We start from the raw sequence: 17,384 nt of genomic DNA, 5'->3' as shown, positions 1-17,384 counted from the left end.
TCTCAGCGCGCGGCGGCGAGCGCCACGGGGGCGGACGATTCCGCCGCGATCCCGGCGCGCAGCAGGGCCGCGAGCTGGGCGCCGGCCTGGGCGATCCGTTCGCGCACGCCCGCATCGGTCGGGAGGCCGTCGGTGAAGTCCGGATCGGAGCCGTAGACGGTGGTCGGCACCTGGAGGGCGCCGAAGAACCCGAACAGCGGCCGGAACGAATGCTCGACGACGAGCGCGTGGCGGGCGCCGCCGCCGGTGGCGACGATCGCGACCGGCTTATTGGCCAGGGCCGCCGGATCGATCAGGTCGAAGACGTGCTTGAACAGCCCGGTGAAGCTGCCCTTGTAGACCGGCGAGCCGACGACCAGCGCGTCGGCGCCCTCGATCGCCTCGATCACCCGGCGGGCGGGAAGCGACAGCGCATCCCGCGACCAGGCCGCGCCGAGCCCGGTGCCGGCATCGACGAGATCGAACAGCCGAAGGTCGAGGCCGCCGTCGACGGTGGCGGCCTCGGCCACGGCCTCGACCAGGGCGCGGGTCTTGGACGGGCGCTGAAGGTTGGCGCTGAAGCCCACGAGTTTCGGTCGCGTCATCGTCGGATCTCGTCTCGAAAGGAAGGTGGCGCAAGGCACGGGCCGGACGCAAGACGGCCGCGCCGCCACCGCTTCGGACCGTGCCGCGATGTCCTCCCAAAGGTGAGGCGTGCGGTGCACGCGGTCAATGAAACGTTCTTGCAAAAGAACGCTCCGGTTGAGGTGATCGTTGCCCGATGCGATCGTGAGGGGGTTTTTCGTTCTCCTTCACTTCGTGCGCCACGAAACGACCGACCTCTTCCGCGAGCTCGGCCCATGATCGTTCTTTGTGAAGAACGTCGATACGATCGTTCGCGTGGTGCGTCGGCCGCTGCGCTCGGCTCGGGGAAGCTTCGTTCCCCGGAAGGACGGGCGACGGAAATTTCTTGCTCGTTCAGGCAAAAGATTGCGCGTTGCTTCCTTTGACGGCGGCATCGACTTTGAGAATACTTGGCGGGCAGGCAAATCGGCACGACGGCGAGCGGCTGCTCGATGCGATCTTCGATCCGCGACCATGCGGGACGATCGCTCTTCGCCCTTGCGGGAGGCCTGACCGACGAGGAGGCGCAACCCCATGACCAACCGCAACGCGACCGAAGAGCCGATCCGCTTCGCCTACTGGGTGCCGAACGTCTCCGGGGGGCTCGTCATCAGCGCGATCCCGCAGCGCACGAGCTGGGACGGCGATTACAACCGCAAGCTCGCGCGGATCGCCGAGGATGCCGGCTTCGACTACGCGCTGACGCAGATCCGCTTCACCGCCGGCTACGGCGCCGAGTACCAGCACGAATCGGTGGCCTTCAGCCACGCGCTGCTCGCCGTGACGACCAGGCTCAAGGTCATCGCCGCGCTGCTGCCCGGGCCGTGGAACCCGACCATCGCGGCCAAGCAGATCGCAACGATCAGCGAGCTGACCGACAACCGCATCGCGATCAACGTGGTCTCGGGCTGGTTCTCGGGCGAGTTCCGCGCCATCGGCGAGCCGTGGCTCGACCACGACGAGCGCTACCGGCGCTCCGAGGAGTTCATCACCGCGCTTCGCGGGATCTGGACTCAGGAGAACTACACGTTCCGCGGCGATTTCTATCGCTACACCGATTACAACCTCAAGCCGAAGCCGGCGGTGACGCCGGAGATATTCCAGGGCGGCTCGTCGCGGGCGGCGCGCGACATGGCGGCGCGGGTGTCGGATTGGTACTTCACCAACGGCAACACCCCCGAGGGCATCCGGGCGCAGGTCGCCGACCTGCAGGCGAAAGCCGCCGCCAACGGCCATGCGGTCAAGGTCGGCGTGAACGCCTTCGTCATCGCGCGCGACACCGAGGCCGAGGCGCGCGCCGTGCTGCAGGAGATCATCGACCATGCCAACCCGGATGCGGTGAAGGCTTTCGGCCACGAGGCGAAGAACGCCGGCAGGGCTTCGCCCGAGGGCGAGGGCAACTGGGCGAAATCGACCTTCGAGGACCTCGTCCAGTACAACGACGGCTTCAAGACCAACCTGATCGGCACGCCGGACCAGATCGCCGAGCGCATCATCGCGCTCAAGGATGCCGGGACCGATCTCGCGCTGCTGGCCTTCCTGCATTTCCAGGAGGACGTGGCGTATTTCGGCGCGCACATCATCCCGCGGGTCCGCGCGCTCGAAGCGGCCCGCGCCGAGCGCGCTGAGCGCGCCGAGGCGGCGTAGGCGCGCCGATGCCGAGCATCCCCTCGCCGCGCGATCGGGAAGAGGCGGATGCGTATCCGACGACCGCCCTCGAACTTCGGAGACATCGATGAACATCGCCGTCAGCACCCAGGCGCTGTCCGGAACAGCGTCCTCTCGCGGCGTCCCGGGCCCGGCCCGTCCATCCGAGGCCGCCCACATCATCCGCGACGACGCCGAGGCGATCCGCGTCGCCCACGCGCTCGCCGCCTCGATCCGCGAGGGGGCGTCGGAGCGCGACCTCGCGCATGCCCGGCCGCTGGCGGAGCTCGACCGGTTCTCGCAGAGCGGCCTATGGTCGATCAACGTTCCGCGCGAGCACGGCGGCCCCGAGGTGTCGTATCGGACGCTGGCGCAGGTGATCGCCATCGTCGCTGCGGCCGACCCTTCGATCGCGCAGATCGCGCAGAACCACCTCGGCATCGTCGCCGCGATCCGCACCGTGTCGGACCCCGAGCAGCAGGCCCTCCTGTTCGCCGAGGTGCTGCGCGGCACCCGCTTCGGCAACGCGTTCTCGGAGAAGGGCACGGCGCGCGCCGCCGACTTCGCCACCCACTTCACCGACCACGGCGACCACGTGATCGTGCAGGGCCAGAAGTTCTACGCCACTGGGGCGCTGCTCGCCCACCTCGTGCCGATCGTCGCCGTCGACGATGCGGGTCTCGCCTGGTACGCGATCGCCGACCGCAACGCGCCCGGTCTGACGGTGATCGACGACTGGTCGGCCTTCGGCCAGCGCGGCACGGCGAGCGGCACGGTGCTGATCGAGGCCGTGCGGGTGGAGAAGAGCCACCTCGTCCCGGCCTGGAAGGCCTATCAGGAGCTGCCGCGCCTCGACGGGGCGATCTTCCAGATCATCCAGGCGGCGATCGACGCCGGCATCGGCCGCGCGGCCCTCGACGACACCATCGCCTTCGTGCGCGAGAAGGCGCGGCCGTGGATCGATGCCGGTCAGGATCGGGCCTCCGACGACCCCTACACGATCCAGGCCGTCGGCGACCTCACCATCCGCCTGCACGCGGCCGAAGCGATCCTCGACCGCGCCGGCCTCGCGATCGACGCCGCGCTCGTCGACCACGATGCGGGGCTGGTGAACGCCGCCAAGATCGCGGTCGCCGAATCGAAGGTGCTCACCACCGAGATCGCGCTCGCGGCCTCGAACAAGCTGTTCGAGCTCGGCGGCACCCGCTCGACGCTCGCCGAGCACAACCTCGACCGGCACTGGCGCAACGCGCGGACGCACACGCTGCACGACCCCGTCCGCTGGAAGGTGGCGATCGTCGGCAACCACGCGCTCAACGGGGTGGCGCCCCCCTCTCACGCCTGGAGCTGAGGCGCGTCAGGCCGCGCGGATCGCCTCGGCGGTCTCGGCCGGATATTCCTCGTGCGGGCTGAGGGCGCCCGGCACCGGTCGGCCCTCGACGCGGCCCGACGCGACGAGCGCGTCCATCTCGGCGCCGGACCGGCGCGGGGCGCGGCTCGGGCGCAGCACCCGGATCGGCGGCAGGCCGTCGCCGAACAGGGCGAGGAAGGCCTCGCGCGTCGGCACCGGATCGAGCCCGCCGGTGACGAAGGCCGCCGTGCCGAAGCGCGCGCCGCGCTGGCGGGTGATCGCGGTCTTCTCCGCGATCAGCGCGTCGGTGACGTGCGCCGCGTCGCCGTAGACGTGAGCGCGCATCATCCGGCCGATCACCTTGGGCCGGATGTTGAGGGCATAGAGGACGTCGCCCAGCCCCGGCGTCTCGACCGCGCGGCGGATCGCGGTGAATAGGCCCCGGCGCTCCGGTCCCATCACGGTCGGGAGCGGGCCTCGCCAGGTCGGCGCCACCAGGACGAGCCGGGCGAACGCCGTCGGATGCCGGCGGGCGGCGGCCACCAGGTAGCCCGCCGCGTGGCCGGCGGCGACGCCGAGTGCGTAGGGACCGGGTGCAGCCGCGAGCAGCGCGTCGAGGTAGGCGTGGAACGTCGCCGGATTCAGCGGCAGCCGCGCCCGCGGATGCGCACCGAAGCCGGGCCAGTCCGGGATCAGGCAGCGATGGTCCCAGGCGAGCTGGTCGGCGAGGCCGCGCATCTCGGCTCGCGACGCGATCGTCGAGAGCGCCGGCAGCAGCAGCACGTCGGGGCCGGCCCCGATCCGATCGCACGGCGTCGGCACCGAGCGGCCGGCCACCGTGAGGTCGAGGGTCGCGGTCTCGCGCATCGGATCGGGCCCGGCTCGGATCAGGTGCGCAGCAGCTCGTTGATCGCGGTCTTGGCGCGGGTGCCGGCGTCGACGCGCTTGACGATGACGGCGCAGTACAGGCCCGGTCCGGGCGAGCCGTCCGGCAGCGCCTTGCCCGGCATCGTGCCGGAGACGACCACCGAATAGGGCGGCACGCGGCCGTAGAAGACCTCGCCGGTGGTGCGGTCGACGATGCGGGTCGAGGCGCCGATGTAGACGCCCATCGACAGCACGCTGCCCTCGCCGACGATCACGCCCTCGGCCACCTCGGCGCGGGCGCCGATGAAGCAGTTGTCCTCGATGATCACCGGGTTGGCCTGCAGCGGCTCGAGCACGCCGGCGATGCCGGCGCCGCCCGAGATGTGGCAGTTGTCGCCGACCTGGGCGCAGGAGCCGATCGTCACCCAGGTGTCGACCATGGTGCCCTTGCCGACCCGCGCCCCGAGATTGATGAACGACGGCATCAGCACGGCGCCGGGCGCGATGAACGAGCCGCGGCGGACGAAGCAGCCGGGAACGGCGCGGAAGCCCGCGGCGCGGAACTCGGCCTCGCTCCAGCCCTCGAACTTCGAGGGCACCTTGTCCCACCACGGCGCCTCGCCGGGGCCTCCGGAGATCGGCGCCATGTCGTTGAGGCGGAAGGACAGCAGCACCGCCTTCTTCAGCCACTGGTTGACGACCCAATCCTGGTCGCCGCTCTTCTCGGCGACGCGCGCCTCGCCGGAATCGAGCAGGGCGAGGGCCGCCTCGACCGCCTCGCGAACGGCGCCGCGCGTGCTCGTGTCGATGCCGGCGCGGTCCTCCCAGGCGGCTTCGATGGTCTGGGCGAGGGCGGCGTGGGACATGGGTCTTCCGGACAGGGTTTTCGTGAGCGCCCGTGCTTACAAGCGGCCGACCGCCCTGTCACCTGACGGTCCCGATGCGCGGGACGGCGTCAGGCCGCCGTCCCGCAGACGGATCCCCGTGCGCAGCACCCGCGACATCGCCTCGCCGGCTCAGGGCTTCCGCAGCCGCTCGAACCCGAGCCGGCCGGCTCGGGCACTCGAACGCCTGCGTGCAACGGACGCGCCTGGATCGCGCCTCGTTCGGCAACATCTCACGGTTTCGCGGGTAGCTCCCGAAGACCGCGGCTCCGTGCCGACCGGTGCGTGGAGCGATGGGACGGCATGAGACACAAGGCATTACGCGATCAGGTCGTCGTCGTCACCGGCGCGTCGAGCGGCATCGGGCTCGCGACCGCCCGCCGGGCCGCGGCCGGGGGCGCACGCGTGGTGCTGGCGGCCCGCAGCGCCGACGTGCTCGAGACCGTGCGGTCGGAGATCGAGGCGTCCGGCGGCCGGGCGATCGCCGTCGCCTGCGATGTCGGGAACCGGGCCGAGGTCCAGGCCGTGGCCGATCGCGCGGTGGCCGCGTTCGGCGGCTTCGACACCTGGGTGAACGTCGCCGGCCTCACCATCTACGGGCCGCTGCGCGAGGTGTCCGACGCGGACAACGTCCGCCTGATCCAGACCAACCTCTGGGGCACGGTGTTCGGGTCGCTCGTCGCCGTCGAGCACCTGCGCCGCCGCGGCGGTGCGCTGATCAATCTCGGCAGCGTCGCTTCCGACCTCGCCTTCCCGTTCCAGGGCATGTACGTGGCGAGCAAGCACGCCGTGAAGGGGTTCACCGACGCCCTGCGCATGGAGCTGCTGGCCGAGGATGCGCCGGTCTCGGTGACGCTGGTCAAGCCGACCTCGATCGACACGCCGCTGCCGCAGCGGGCGCGCAACTACATGGACCGGGAGCCGATGCTGCCGCCGCCGATCTACCCGCCCGAGGAGGTCGCGAACGCCATCCTGCACGCCGCCGTGCATCCGCAGCGCGACATCATCGTCGGCGGGGGCGGCAAGCTGATGGTGGCCGGCAAGGAATTCGCGCCGGGTGCCTACGATCTGCTGGCGCCGGCGATCATCGCGATGCAGAGGCGCGGCGAGGCACCGCGCGACCCGGCCGGCGCGCTGCATGCGCCGAAGCATGCGGGCGCGGTCCGCGGTACGCAGCCGGGCTACGTGATGCGCACCAGCGCCTACACCCGGGCGACCCTGCATCCGGTCGCCGCGACGGCGGGGCTGATCGGGCTCGGCCTCGCCGCGCTGGCGCTGACGGGCATCGGCAGCAAGGCGGGCAATCCGTCCCGCGAACGCAGGCGCTCGCTCTAGGATGGCCGCCCTGCTGCTCGACACGTCCGGCCTGCCCGGCCCTCCCCCCGAGACCCAGCGCATCGTCCCGCGCAAGATGGTCGACCTGCCGGACGGGCGGTCGATCGCCTATGCCGAGACCGGTGCCGGGCCGGACCTCGTCGCCATCCACGGCACGCTGATGACGCTGGAGGACATGTGGCTCGGTCCGGTGCCGGCGCTCGCCCGGCACTTCCGGGTGGTCGCCGTCGACCGGCCGGGGCACGGACGCAGCACCCGCGCCCGCGGAACCGACGCCTCGCCCTGGCGCCAGGCCGAGCTGATCCACACGGCCGTGCGATCGCTCGGGCTGCATCGCCCGGTGATCGTCGGGCATTCTTACGGTGGCGCCGTCGCGCTGGCCTACGGGCTGCTCTACCCCGACGACGTCGCCGGCATCGTGGCGCTCGCCCCGGTCTGCTTTCCCGAGCTTCGCCTCGAGCAGGTGCTGTTCGGCCCGCGCGCCGCCCCCGTGTCCGGCCCGGTGCTGTCGCGGGCTCTCGGGGCGTCCGCCGACCCGACGCTTCTGCCGATGCTGTGGAACGCGATGTTCCTGCCGCAGACGATGCCGAAGGCCTTCGCCGAGGCGTTCCCGTTCGGGTTCGCCGGGCGGTCCGGCCAGATCGTCGCCGAGGCGGAGGATGCGCTGTCGCTCTGGGTGGCGCTGAGCCGGAGCGCGACGGCCTACGCGACCTGCCGCGTGCCGGTGCGGATCCTGGCGGGCGATGCCGACATCGTTGTCAACCCGATGATCCACGGCGCCCTGGCCGCCCGCCTGATCCCCGGCGCCCGTTACGAGCGGCTGCCGGGCATCGGGCACATGCTGCACCACTTCCGCGCCGACGCGGTGACGGAGGCCGCGCGCGCCGTCCTGCCACGATCGTGACCGCCGGCCACAGTGGCCCGGTCGCTCAATCCGCGTCCAGCATGGCGCGGACCCGGTCGAAGCCCCGGCTCAATCCGGTCAGGTCCTCGGCCAACGCGTCGTGGATCGCGGCCGCGGCGTCGGGGAACTCCTCCAGCACCCTACGCATCAGCGTCGGGGTGATGCGCATGACCTCCGCCGCATCGCGCGCGGTGGCCTCGCTCGGCCGCTCGCCGCGGACGAACAGGGCGAGCCGCCCGATCAGCGCAGAGCGCCCGGCCAGGATCGTCTCGCCGCCGGGCACGCGCGGCTCGAGGGCGATCGTGCCCGACAGGACGATGAAGCCGCCGTCGGCAGGATCGCCGCGGGCGAACAGCCGCTCGCCGGGATCCAGCGACCGGCGCTCGGCGGCGAAGGTGAGCAGGCGCAGGGCGTCGCGCCCGAAGGCTTCGAACACCGGCGCGGCGGCGAGGATCGCGATGTCGTCTTCGATGCCCAACCCGCGCCGGTCCTTCCCCATCCGATCGGCGATCTTTAGCGGAAGCGTCGGGAACGGGGAACGGGCTCAACGCAGCAGCGCCGCCCCGAACAGGTCGGCGTGACGCCCCACGCCGCCGCGCCAGACATGGCGGGCCTCGTGGTCGAGGAGCCAGCGCTTGCGTTCCAGGCCGCCGCCGTAACCGGTGAGCGTGCCGTTCGCGCCGACGACGCGGTGGCACGGTACCACCACGCAGATCGGGTTCGCACCGTTGGCGGCGCCGACCGGGCGCACCGCGCGCGGATGCCCGATTCGCGCCGCGAGCACGCCGTAGCTCTCGGTCGTTCCGGGTGGCACGGCGCGCAACGCGGCCCAGACCGCCCGCTGCAGCACGGTCCCGCCGGTGGCCGTCTCGATCGCGTCGATGGCGTTGAGGTCGCCGTCGAAGTAGTCGGCGAGCGCGCGCAACGCCCCGCTCGGATGCGGGCTGTCGGCGATCGACCAGCCGCCGCGGCCGTAGCCGCGTTCGAGCAGCGTTTCCATGCGGTCGCGATAATCGTCGAAGTCGGCGACCCGCAGCCGCCCGTCCGCGTCGGTGAGGAGGACGAGCGTTCCGATCGGGCTCGCCAGGGTCTCGCGCCGAAGGGCGACCGGGGCGGCCCTCATGCCGGCATCACGGCAGCAGCTTGTAGCCGCCGCCCTCGGTGACGAGAATCGCGGCGAGCCCCGGATTCGGCTCGATCTTCTGCCGGAGCCGGTAGATGTGGGTCTCGAGCGTGTGCGTCGTGACCTGCGCGTTGTAGCCCCAGACCTCGGCGAGCAGCGTGTCGCGGCCGACCACCTCGCGCCCGGCGCGATAGAGGAAGCGCAGGATCGCGGTCTCCTTCTCGGTCAGCTTCAGCTTGGAGCCGCGCTCGCCGACCAGGAGCTTCGCGCCCGGCTTGAAGGTGTAGGGGCCGATCTGGAAGACCGCGTCCTCGGACGCCTCGTGGCTGCGCAGGTGCGCGCGGATGCGGGCGAGCAGGATCGCGAACTTGAACGGCTTGGTGACGTAGTCGTTGGCGCCCGCCTCGAGGCCCTCGACGGTGTCGGCCTCGGAATCCTGCGCCGTCAGCATGATGACCGGCCCCTTGAAGCCGTTCTTCCGCATCAGGCGGACGGCCTCGCGCCCATCCATGTCGGGCAGCCCGACATCCATCACCGCGAGATCGATCCGGTCGGCGGCGACGCGGGCGATTGCCCGGCCCGCATCGACCTCGGCGACCACCGTGAACTCCTCGCAGAGGTCGAGCTGCTCGGTCAGGGTCTCGCGCAGGATCGCGTCGTCGTCGCAGATGAGAAGGCGGTAGGCGTTGGACATCGTCCGAGGAACTCTTCGACAGGGCACGACCGGAACGAGTCGTGCCCCGGAACTCCGGCGCGCGGGCGATCTCGCTCCCAAAAACCCGAGGGTTCTTCGACCCGGGTAGTCGCCTTAGAATAACGCGCTTTTCGCGGCGGGGAATTGCCTTGTGCACAATTATTCGACCATTTCGGTGACATCCTGCCCGTATGGGCCTCGCAGGACGGGGCCGGCACGGGCGGGCGGAGCCGATCGGGGCCCCGAACGCCGAGCCTGGAATCACTCTCGCGCAGCATCATGATTCAACGACCTCGCCCTCCCCGAACCGGCTCCCGACCCGGCAAGACGACCACCCTGGCGACGCTTCGCGTGCACCCGCGCGTCGGCGACCGGCGCAAGGGCCTGCTGCAGGCCGGCGACGCCATCATCCCCTGCGCCCTGGGAAGCGGCGGCATCGTGCAGGTGAAGCGCGAGGGCGACGGCGGATCGCCGCGCGGTCGCGTCCGCCTGCGCGGCGGCAGCTATAGGCCCGACCATCTTCCTCGCCCTGCCACCGCCCTCCCCTTACGCCGGACGGCGCCGGGCGACGGCTGGTGCGACGACGTCCGCGACCGCCGCTACAACCGGCCGATCGCCCTGCCCGCGCCGGGCGTGAGCGCGGAACGGATGTGGCGCGACGACGGTCTCTACGACGTGGTGATCGACCTCGACCACAACCGCGGCCCGATCCGCCCCGGCCGCGGCTCGGCGATCTTCCTGCACATCGCCCGGCCGGGCTACACGCCGACGGAGGGCTGCGTCGCGCTCAAGCGCGCCGACCTGCTCCGGCTCCTGCGCCGCCTCGGGCCGCGCACCAGGCTCGTGATCGGGTGATCGCGCGAGGATCGAGACCAGGACCGTCGGCCGCCATGAAGCCGTGACACCAGAATCTTTGCCTATCCGTGGCTTCTCAACTGGCATCTGGGCCGATACCCTCCTAGCGCAGATCGCCACCGCCGGAGGATGAGCCGTGCCGGACGAGACCACGACGCCGGACGAGCCGGACTACGACCGCCTGCTGCGCGCGAATCTCGAACGCATCTTCAACGAACGCGACGGCGCGGAGCGCGAGCGCGCCCTCGATGAACTCTTCGTCGCCGACCCGGTCATGTACGAGCCGACGACCGTCGTCGTGGGCCGTGCGGCGATCTCCGAGATCGCCGGCAAGCTTCTCGAGCAGTTCGGGCCGGACTTCCGCTTCGCGCCCGATGGCGTCGCGGTCGGGCATCACGGGCTCGGCGTCCTGCGCTGGAAAGGCGGCCCCCGGAACGGGCCGGTCGTCGTCACCGGCGCGGACGTCGCGAACGTCGTCGATGGGCGGATCACCCGCCTCTGGGTCATGCTGGACCCGCCGAAAACCTAGGGGCGCGTCGAGCACCACCGCGTGCGCCACGATGTGGGGTCTTCGCCGGCGTGCGGGGAGCCATCGGCGGCGCGTGGTCGACTTCGAACCGCAGGCGGACCGTCGACCGAACCGATCCCCCTCCGGCCGGGACAGACTTTTGAAGCGTCGGCATAACCAGCCCTTCACCGACGCCGGGTCATGATGCGCCATGACCAGCCCCGTCGCCCGAGCCGTCCAGATCCAGGCCGGTGCCCTGTCTCAGTCGATCGGCACCGCCGTCGCGCGTCAGCAGATCGACGCGCAGAAGGCGGTCGCCGCGCTGGTCGCGGAGACGGCGGTTGCCGTTTCGCCCCCGGTGCCGGCCGCTCAGGGACGGGTCGTCGACCGGACGGTGTAGCCGTCACCTGCGCCATGGTCGTAAGCGGCGCCCGCGATCGGGCTCGATGCCTGATCGCGATGTGTCGGACGCCGGCACGCGGTTTCAGCCGGCGGCCGGCACCGCACCCGGCACCGCCTCCCGCCGCGGCGGGCTCAGCGTGAGGATCAGCGCCGAGGCGACGAGGCACAGCGCGCCTGCGGCGAAGAAGGCCGGCAGGTAGCTCTGCAGCTCGGTCCGCGAGAGGCCGGCGCCGAAGGCCGCCGTCGCCGCGCCGAGCTGGTGCCCGGCGAAGACCCAGCCGAAGACCACGTTGGCGCGCTCGCGCCCGAACCGCTGCGCCGCCAGCTTCACCGTCGGCGGCACGGTGGCGATCCAGTCGAGGCCGTAGAACACCGCGAACAGCGACAGCCCGGCGAAGGAGAAATCGGAGAACGGCAGGCACAGGAGCGAGAGCCCGCGCAGGCCGTAGTACCAGAACAGGAGCCAGCGGTTGTCGTAGCGGTCCGACAGCCAGCCCGAGGCGACCGTGCCGACGAAGTCGAACACGCCCATGCCGGCGAGCACGCTCGCCGCCTGGACCGGGCGCAGGCCGTAATCGGCGCAGAGCGGGATGAAGTGGGTCTGGATCAGCCCGTTGGTGCTCGCGCCGCAGATGAAGAAGGTGAGGAAAAGCACCCAGAACACCCGCGTCCGCGCGGCCTCGCGAAGCGCCGCGATGGCGCCGACGGCGGGCCCGCGCGGCGGGGCGGCATTCGCCGCCGTCTCGCCGTAGGGCAGCAGGCCGACATCCTCCGGCCGGTCGCGCAGCAACAGGAACACGACGAGGGCCGCCAGCCCGAGCAGGCTGCAGACCGTGAGCAGGGCGGCGCGCCAGCCGAGCGCCTCGGTCAGCGCGGCGAGGATCGGCAGCACGATCAGCTGGCCGGTGGCCGAGCTCGCGGTGAGCAGCCCGACGACGAGGCCGCGCCGATGCGAGAACCAGCGCGTCGCCACCGTCGCTCCGAGCACCAGCGCGGTCAGCCCGGTGCCCACGCCAACCACGACGCCCCAGAGCAAGATCAGCTGCCAGAGCTGCGTCATCGCGAGCGAGGCCAGCAACCCCGAGGCGATCAGCGCCAATGCCGCCAGCACGATCCGGCGCGGGCCGTAGCGGTTCATCAGGGCGGCGGCGAAGGGGCCCATCAACCCGAACAGCACGAGGCGGATCGCCAGCGCCGAGGAGATCGAGGCGGTGTCCCAGCCGAATTCCGTCTGCAGCGGCAGGATCAGCACGCCGGGCGCCCCGACCGCGCCGGCCGTGACCAGCATCGTGAGGAAGGTGACCGCGGCCGAGACCCAGCCATAATGCACGCCGCGGCGCGTCAGCGCCCGGGCGAGCGCGCCGGACATCACAGGGGACGGACTGGCGACCATCATCACACCCTCGACCGATTCGGGGCGCCCACGCCCGAAACAGGCATATGCATGTATTTCGGCGGGACGCCAAGCTCGGATTTCCGGCGAAGCGGCGGACCGAACGGAGCCGGCGCGCGTGCGTCGCTAGTCGCGTCCGGCCATGGCGCCGGCGTTCATCAGCCCGTCCGGGTCGATGGCGGCCTTGACGGTCTCGATCAGGGCGAGCCGGGTCGGGTCGGCGTAGCGGCGGAGCAGGTCGCGCTTGAACCGGCCGATGCCGTACTCGGCGCTGAAGCTGCCGCCGAGATCGATCGCCACCGCGTAGAGGTCATGCGCGATGCCCGCCTCGACCCGGCGGGTGAAGGCGAGGCGGTCCTCGCCCGCCGGCACCATCAGGTTGTAGTGGACGTTGCCGTCTCCGACATGGCCATAGAAGGACAGGCGCACGCCCGGCATCCGCTCCGCCACCAGCGCACCGCCGCGGGCCAGGAACGCGCCGAGCTGCGAGACCGGCACCGCGATGTCGAGCTTGACCGAGCCGCCGGCCTGCTTCTCGCCCTCGGGGATGGTCTCGCGCACGGTCCACATCGCCCGGCGCTGCGCCTCGGAGCTCGCCAGCACCGCATCGGTGATCCATGCCCGTTCCATCAGGGCTTCGAGGGCCGCCATCAGCACGTCGTCGAGCGGGATGTGACGCGACGAGGACGAGAGCTCGAGCAGCACCGCCCCGCCGCCTCCTGTGGCGAAGCCGGTCGCGGCGCCGCGCATCTCGGCGACCAGAGCGAGCGACGAGGCCGAGATCAGCTCGAAGGTCGAGACCAGGTCCGAGGTCTCGCGGCGCAGGAACGCGGCGATCTCCGAGATCGGCGCGCCGGCGGCGAGCTGCAGCCACGCGGTCGCGCGGAAGCTCTGCGCCGGCCACAGCTTCAGCACCACCCCGGTGACGATGCCGAGCGTGCCCTCGGCGCCGACGAAGAGCTGCTTCAGGTCGTAGCCGATGTTGTTCTTGCGCAGCCGCTTCATGTCGGAGAGCAGCGACCCGTCCGGCAGGACCGCCTCCAGCCCGAGGACCAGGTCGCGGGTCATGCCGTAGCGCAGCACCTGCAGGCCGCCGGCATTGGTTCCGAGGTTGCCGCCGAGGCGGCAGCTTCCCTCCGCGCCGAGGCTCAGCGGCAGGAGGAGGTCGTGCGCGGCCGCGGCCGCCTGAGCGTCGGCGAGGATCGCCCCGGCATCGCAGGCGAGCGAGAAATCGAGGAGATCGACCGATCGGATCCGCGTCATCCGCTCCAGGCTGACGACCAGCTGCCGTCGTCCGGTTTGCGGCGTCGCCCCGCCGACGTAGCCGGTGTTGCCGCCCTGCGGCACGAGCCCGAAGCCCTCGGCCTTCGCGAGGCGCACGAGCGCCTGCACCTCGGCGACCGACCGCGGCCGCAGCACGGCCGCCGTCTCGCCCTGCATCAGGTCGCGCTGGTCCCGGGTGTAGCGCCCGGTGTCGGAGCCGGTCAGCACCCCACCCTCGCCGAGGAGGCTGCGGAACGGAGCGACGGCATCGGAGAGGGTCATGACAGCTCGCGCGGGTTTCGGACCTCGGGCGCGGACCATGTCGCCCCAACGCCCGGTTGAAAAGCCGCGATCAAGCCTCAGCCGGTCGATCCGCCTCAGACGCATGAGAAAGCGGCAGGGCTCGCACCCCGCCGCTGGATCTCGGCCCTCTGCTCGGGCGCGCCGCCTTTCACCAACGACGGCCCGCGCGTTACGACCGTCGCGATCACGCCGCGGGGAATGACCCGACGGACGACGTCGGCGACGACCTCCAAGCCCGCCAGCCGATCAGCAGCGATTGCCGCCGGCGGTCTGGCCGTACTGCTTCACCGGGAAGTTCTGCTGATTGGCATTGCCCTCGGCGGCGGAACTCATCCGGCAGGTAGCCGGATTGCGGTCGAACCGCTGATCGAAGCCGTCGAACGAACCCGTCGTCTCGACGTCGTAGGGCGCGAAACCGTTGTAACGCGCCGGACGGTCGTGGGCCATTGCCGACGAGATCGTGGCGACGCCAAGAATAGCAGCGGCGGCGATGGCGGCGATACGGGTCTTCATGGTGGCGTCTCGGCTCCTCTGCAGGACAAACCCTGATCCGGGTCCGTTTCTCTCTGCTTGAGACTGAGATGGTGAGCCGCTTACATTTTCGACGTGCCGCCGCGCACGCACCGGCCGGGATTAAAAAGCTTGCCGCAACTACAGCAGATCGCCAGCGTCGGCGTCCTCGTTCGGCAAGATTGCAAGCTTGCGCTGGGGGCGGGCCGCGAGCGCCGCATCGGCTCCAGGCGACAGCGTGACGCCACCCCGCGGGATCGCATGGTCCAGGCGATCGCTCCAAAGACGTCGAGCCGATCGGGCGCACAGGGTCACCGCTGCGCGAGCGGCAGACGTCGATTCGAGCTGGATTGTTCAGGACCGTTGCGGAGAGCGCAACCAAAATGGTGCCGCTTGAGGGATTCGAACCCCCGACCCCCTCATTACGAAACACGGGTTATAGCTCGCAACAGTTGACAGGACTGCTTACCGGACTCCAAAAGTGCTGACCGCGAGAGGGATTGCCCACGGGTAACACCTCATCATGCGCGCGGGAGCGAGCGTAGGCATCCGTCACGCTGCTTACCATGTGCTTACCGGGGCGCGATGCGGCTTACGAACCAGACCGCAGCTTCCGTCGTGCTCCCCGCCGGGCGCGACAAGCTCGTGGTGTTCGACGACGACCTGCCCGGGTTCGGTCTGAGCCTCAGCAAGGGCGGCTCGCGGACCTGGGTCGTGCAGTACCGGAACGCGCTGGGGCAATCGAAGCGGGAGACGTTGGGCAAGGTCGGCGTGCTCACTGCGAGCGATGCGCGCCGGGCCGCCGGCGAGCGGTTGGCGCGGGCGAAGCTCGGCGAGGATCCGCACGCAGAGAAGGTGAAGGCCAAGGCGCGCGCGGCGATCACTTTCGGCGCCGGCGTCGAGCCCTACCTCGAGGCGGTCGCCCCGAAGCTACGCCCGGCCTATCTCAGCGAAGCATCCCGCTACCTCCGGACGGTGTGGCGCCCGCTGCATCGGCTGCCGCTCCACTCCGTCGGCCGACAGCAGATCGCCGATCGCCTGGCGGAGATCCGTCGGGAGACCGGGCCGCACGCGGCTAACCGCGCCCGCTCGGCCCTCTCAGCGCACTTCGCCTGGCTGGTCGGGACCGGGGCGGCCGAGCTCAACCCGGTGATCGGCGTGCCGAAGCCAGCGCCCGAAGTTCGCCGGGCGCGCATCCTCACCGAGGACGAGGTCGCCAAGGTGCTCGGCGCGTGCCGGAACGATGACTTCGGCCGGATCGTGCGGCTGCTGCTGCTAACCGGCCAGCGCCGCGACGAGGTCGCCGGCATGGCGTGGCTCGAGGTCGACCTTGCCGGCGCGCTCTGGTCGCTGCCGGCACATCGGGTGAAGAACGCGCAGGATCACGACGTCCCGTTGTCGGCCCCTGCCCTGCAGATCCTCACCGCCACCGAGCACATCGAGGGCCGGACCCTCGTGTTCGGCCAGGGCGACGGAGGATTCCAGGGGTTTTCGCGGGCGAAGGCGGCGCTCGACGCGCGCGCGGGCGTGACAGGCTGGCGGCTGCACGACCTGCGGCGCACCGCGGCGACGCTGATGGCCGATCGGCTCAAGGTACTGCCGCACGTGGTCGAGGCCGTCCTGAACCACATCTCGGGTCACAAGGCCGGCGTCGCCGGCATCTACAACCGGGCGGTCTACGCGTCCGAGAAGCGCGAAGCCCTAGACCTTCTCGGCGCCTATCTCGCGGGTCTTGAGCCACGCATCCAGGTCGCCTCGGCGGACGCCCAGGCGCCGCTCGCTAAGCCGAAGAAGCGTCGGGCCGCGACCGTCCTTGCAGATCCGGCGAAGGGTCGCCGTACTTAGCCCGACCTCGCGGGCGGCCGCCTGGAACGGCACGACGTGGCGTGCGGTGTCGATCATGGCTGGTCTCCCTCCCCCTCGCGCGCGGGCGGATTGAGGGCGGTGCGGCCGGCGGGGGTGATGTACCAGCGCTCGGCGTTGCTCTCATGGCGCCGGACGAGGCCACGCCTGGCGAGCGTCCGCATGCGGTTCGTTGCCCAAGGTGTGGGCTCCCAGCCCGCGAGACGGCAAGTAAGTGCGCCTTGATCGCCGAGCCGGTCGAGTTCTGTGAGCAGCGTTCGATGGTGCTCCGTCAGTTCACGCATCCCCGCCTCCTGCGGCCTGGGCCGGAATGGCGGGGGCTTGGTCCTCCGCGGCGATGAGAGCGGTCAGGAGGGCGGCGCAGATGGCGAGGGGCGCAGAGTCCGGCCCGCCATCTTGCTCCATGCTGACCGCCTCACGGAAGCCATCAGACTTCGGGTAGACGAGGCGACAGAAGGGGCCGCCTTCCATCTCGCCAACGGCCCACATCGTGCCCGGGAGGACGCGGCCAGCCAACGCCACCGCGGCGTCAATGCTGGCCGTGTAGAAATGGCCGGCAGCCGGATCCCACGGGTTCGCTTCCCCCGGCGTCGCGAACGCGGTGAAGATCTCGTAGTCGAGCCGGCGATCCGGTCCCTCGGCTGCCTTCACCCGCGCCAGCAGCTCGCGCATCACCCCCACGTCAGGCCTGGCCATCGGTCTGTCCTCCTGTGACGGTGAGAGCGCGACGAGCGAGCCCTTCTTCGACGGATGCCTCCATCGCGGCGGCAATATCGCCCGCGTTTCGCATGACGCCCTCGCAGGCGTTCAACGTATCGGCGGATCTCTCAAGAGCCCCGCGCAGCCGCGCCACCTCATCGGCGAGCCGGTCGCGGTCGG

20 protein-coding genes are annotated in these 17,384 nt (G+C 71.0%); 8 read left to right on the top strand and 12 right to left on the bottom strand.

The features are described 5' to 3' along the window. Window positions 1–2 precede the first annotated feature (2 nt). Window positions 3–584: an NAD(P)H-dependent oxidoreductase gene (locus tag MKK60_RS23160; protein WP_243935187.1), complete on the bottom strand. Its 582-nt coding sequence runs from the start codon at window positions 582–584 to the stop codon at window positions 3–5. A 553-nt stretch (window positions 585–1,137) separates the two neighbouring features. Between MKK60_RS23160 and sfnG the strand changes: the two genes are divergently transcribed. Both sfnG and MKK60_RS23150 read left to right on the top strand, forming a co-directional pair. After that, a complete protein-coding gene (gene sfnG / locus MKK60_RS23155) occupies window positions 1,138–2,250 on the top strand; it encodes a dimethylsulfone monooxygenase SfnG (protein ID WP_243988743.1) in 1,113 nt (370 codons plus the stop codon). A gap of 88 nt (window positions 2,251–2,338) precedes the next feature. Then, entirely contained in the window at window positions 2,339–3,601 is a 1,263-nt protein-coding gene (locus tag MKK60_RS23150) for an SfnB family sulfur acquisition oxidoreductase (RefSeq protein ID WP_243988742.1), read from the top strand. A 6-nt stretch (window positions 3,602–3,607) separates the two neighbouring features. On the opposite strand, the gene MKK60_RS23145 is transcribed toward MKK60_RS23150, so the two are convergent. Both MKK60_RS23145 and dapD read right to left on the bottom strand, forming a co-directional pair. Beyond that, on the bottom strand, window positions 3,608–4,468 hold the full coding sequence (locus MKK60_RS23145) for an alpha/beta fold hydrolase (RefSeq protein WP_243988741.1): 861 nt from the start codon (window positions 4,466–4,468) through the stop codon (window positions 3,608–3,610). Between the two features lie 20 nt (window positions 4,469–4,488). Next, on the bottom strand, window positions 4,489–5,334 hold the full coding sequence (gene dapD / locus MKK60_RS23140; protein WP_147729790.1) for a 2,3,4,5-tetrahydropyridine-2,6-dicarboxylate N-succinyltransferase: 846 nt from the start codon (window positions 5,332–5,334) through the stop codon (window positions 4,489–4,491). Window positions 5,335–5,655: 321 nt separating this feature from the next. Between dapD and MKK60_RS23135 the strand changes: the two genes are divergently transcribed. Both MKK60_RS23135 and MKK60_RS23130 read left to right on the top strand, forming a co-directional pair. Beyond that, window positions 5,656–6,687, top strand: a complete 1,032-nt coding sequence (locus tag MKK60_RS23135; protein WP_243988740.1) for an SDR family oxidoreductase — start codon at window positions 5,656–5,658, stop codon at window positions 6,685–6,687. Window position 6,688: 1 nt separating this feature from the next. Further along, window positions 6,689–7,591 (top strand): alpha/beta fold hydrolase, encoded by a 903-nt coding sequence (locus tag MKK60_RS23130; protein ID WP_243988739.1) that lies wholly within the window; start codon window positions 6,689–6,691, stop codon window positions 7,589–7,591. A 25-nt stretch (window positions 7,592–7,616) separates the two neighbouring features. Here the strand turns inward: MKK60_RS23130 and MKK60_RS23125 are convergent, their stop codons facing one another. From MKK60_RS23125 to MKK60_RS23115, 3 genes are all read right to left on the bottom strand, one after another. Further along, window positions 7,617–8,069, bottom strand: a complete 453-nt coding sequence (locus tag MKK60_RS23125; RefSeq protein ID WP_243988738.1) for a cyclic nucleotide-binding domain-containing protein — start codon at window positions 8,067–8,069, stop codon at window positions 7,617–7,619. Window positions 8,070–8,135: 66 nt separating this feature from the next. After that, a complete protein-coding gene (locus tag MKK60_RS23120; protein ID WP_243988737.1) occupies window positions 8,136–8,714 on the bottom strand; it encodes a methylated-DNA--[protein]-cysteine S-methyltransferase in 579 nt (192 codons plus the stop codon). A 7-nt stretch (window positions 8,715–8,721) separates the two neighbouring features. After that, entirely contained in the window at window positions 8,722–9,408 is a 687-nt protein-coding gene (locus MKK60_RS23115; protein ID WP_147725679.1) for a response regulator transcription factor, read from the bottom strand. A 279-nt stretch (window positions 9,409–9,687) separates the two neighbouring features. On the opposite strand from MKK60_RS23115, the gene MKK60_RS23110 reads away from it, so the two are divergent. The 3 genes from MKK60_RS23110 (at window position 9,688) to MKK60_RS23100 (ending at window position 11,171) form a co-directional block, all read left to right on the top strand. Next, a complete protein-coding gene (locus tag MKK60_RS23110; protein ID WP_243988736.1) occupies window positions 9,688–10,263 on the top strand; it encodes a L,D-transpeptidase in 576 nt (191 codons plus the stop codon). Between the two features lie 136 nt (window positions 10,264–10,399). Continuing rightward, on the top strand, window positions 10,400–10,792 hold the full coding sequence (locus tag MKK60_RS23105; protein WP_243988735.1) for a nuclear transport factor 2 family protein: 393 nt from the start codon (window positions 10,400–10,402) through the stop codon (window positions 10,790–10,792). A 190-nt stretch (window positions 10,793–10,982) separates the two neighbouring features. Next, complete coding sequence (locus MKK60_RS23100) at window positions 10,983–11,171, top strand: hypothetical protein (RefSeq protein ID WP_243988734.1); 189 nt, start codon at window positions 10,983–10,985, stop codon at window positions 11,169–11,171. Window positions 11,172–11,255: 84 nt separating this feature from the next. Here the strand turns inward: MKK60_RS23100 and MKK60_RS23095 are convergent, their stop codons facing one another. From MKK60_RS23095 to MKK60_RS23085, 3 genes are all read right to left on the bottom strand, one after another. After that, window positions 11,256–12,545 carry an MFS transporter gene (locus MKK60_RS23095; RefSeq protein ID WP_243988778.1) on the bottom strand — a complete coding sequence of 430 codons (1,290 nt, stop codon included), beginning with the start codon at window positions 12,543–12,545 and terminating at the stop codon, window positions 11,256–11,258. Window positions 12,546–12,692: 147 nt separating this feature from the next. Further along, a complete protein-coding gene (locus MKK60_RS23090; protein ID WP_243988733.1) occupies window positions 12,693–14,111 on the bottom strand; it encodes an FAD-binding oxidoreductase in 1,419 nt (472 codons plus the stop codon). A gap of 267 nt (window positions 14,112–14,378) precedes the next feature. Beyond that, on the bottom strand, window positions 14,379–14,645 hold the full coding sequence (locus MKK60_RS23085) for a hypothetical protein (RefSeq protein ID WP_243988732.1): 267 nt from the start codon (window positions 14,643–14,645) through the stop codon (window positions 14,379–14,381). Between the two features lie 582 nt (window positions 14,646–15,227). On the opposite strand from MKK60_RS23085, the gene MKK60_RS23080 reads away from it, so the two are divergent. Beyond that, window positions 15,228–16,487 carry a tyrosine-type recombinase/integrase gene (locus MKK60_RS23080; RefSeq protein ID WP_243988731.1) on the top strand — a complete coding sequence of 420 codons (1,260 nt, stop codon included), beginning with the start codon at window positions 15,228–15,230 and terminating at the stop codon, window positions 16,485–16,487. Between the two features lie 53 nt (window positions 16,488–16,540). Here the strand turns inward: MKK60_RS23080 and MKK60_RS23075 are convergent, their stop codons facing one another. From MKK60_RS23075 to MKK60_RS23065, 3 genes are all read right to left on the bottom strand, one after another. Next, complete coding sequence (locus MKK60_RS23075) at window positions 16,541–16,789, bottom strand: hypothetical protein (protein ID WP_243988730.1); 249 nt, start codon at window positions 16,787–16,789, stop codon at window positions 16,541–16,543. Continuing rightward, window positions 16,782–17,177: a hypothetical protein gene (locus MKK60_RS23070; protein ID WP_243988729.1), complete on the bottom strand. Its 396-nt coding sequence runs from the start codon at window positions 17,175–17,177 to the stop codon at window positions 16,782–16,784. The genes MKK60_RS23075 and MKK60_RS23070 overlap by 8 nt, the downstream gene beginning before the upstream one ends. Before the next feature lie 10 nt (window positions 17,178–17,187). Continuing rightward, on the bottom strand, window positions 17,188–17,384 hold a 197-nt coding region (locus MKK60_RS23065), incomplete at its 5' end, for a hypothetical protein (RefSeq protein ID WP_243988728.1).

The organism is Methylobacterium sp. J-092 (genome assembly GCF_022829325.1).
In the GTDB taxonomy this organism is placed as follows: Bacteria; Pseudomonadota; Alphaproteobacteria; order Rhizobiales; family Beijerinckiaceae; genus Methylobacterium.
Note: the sequence above shows the minus strand (reverse complement) of the source record. Positions and strands in the feature narration are given on the sequence as shown.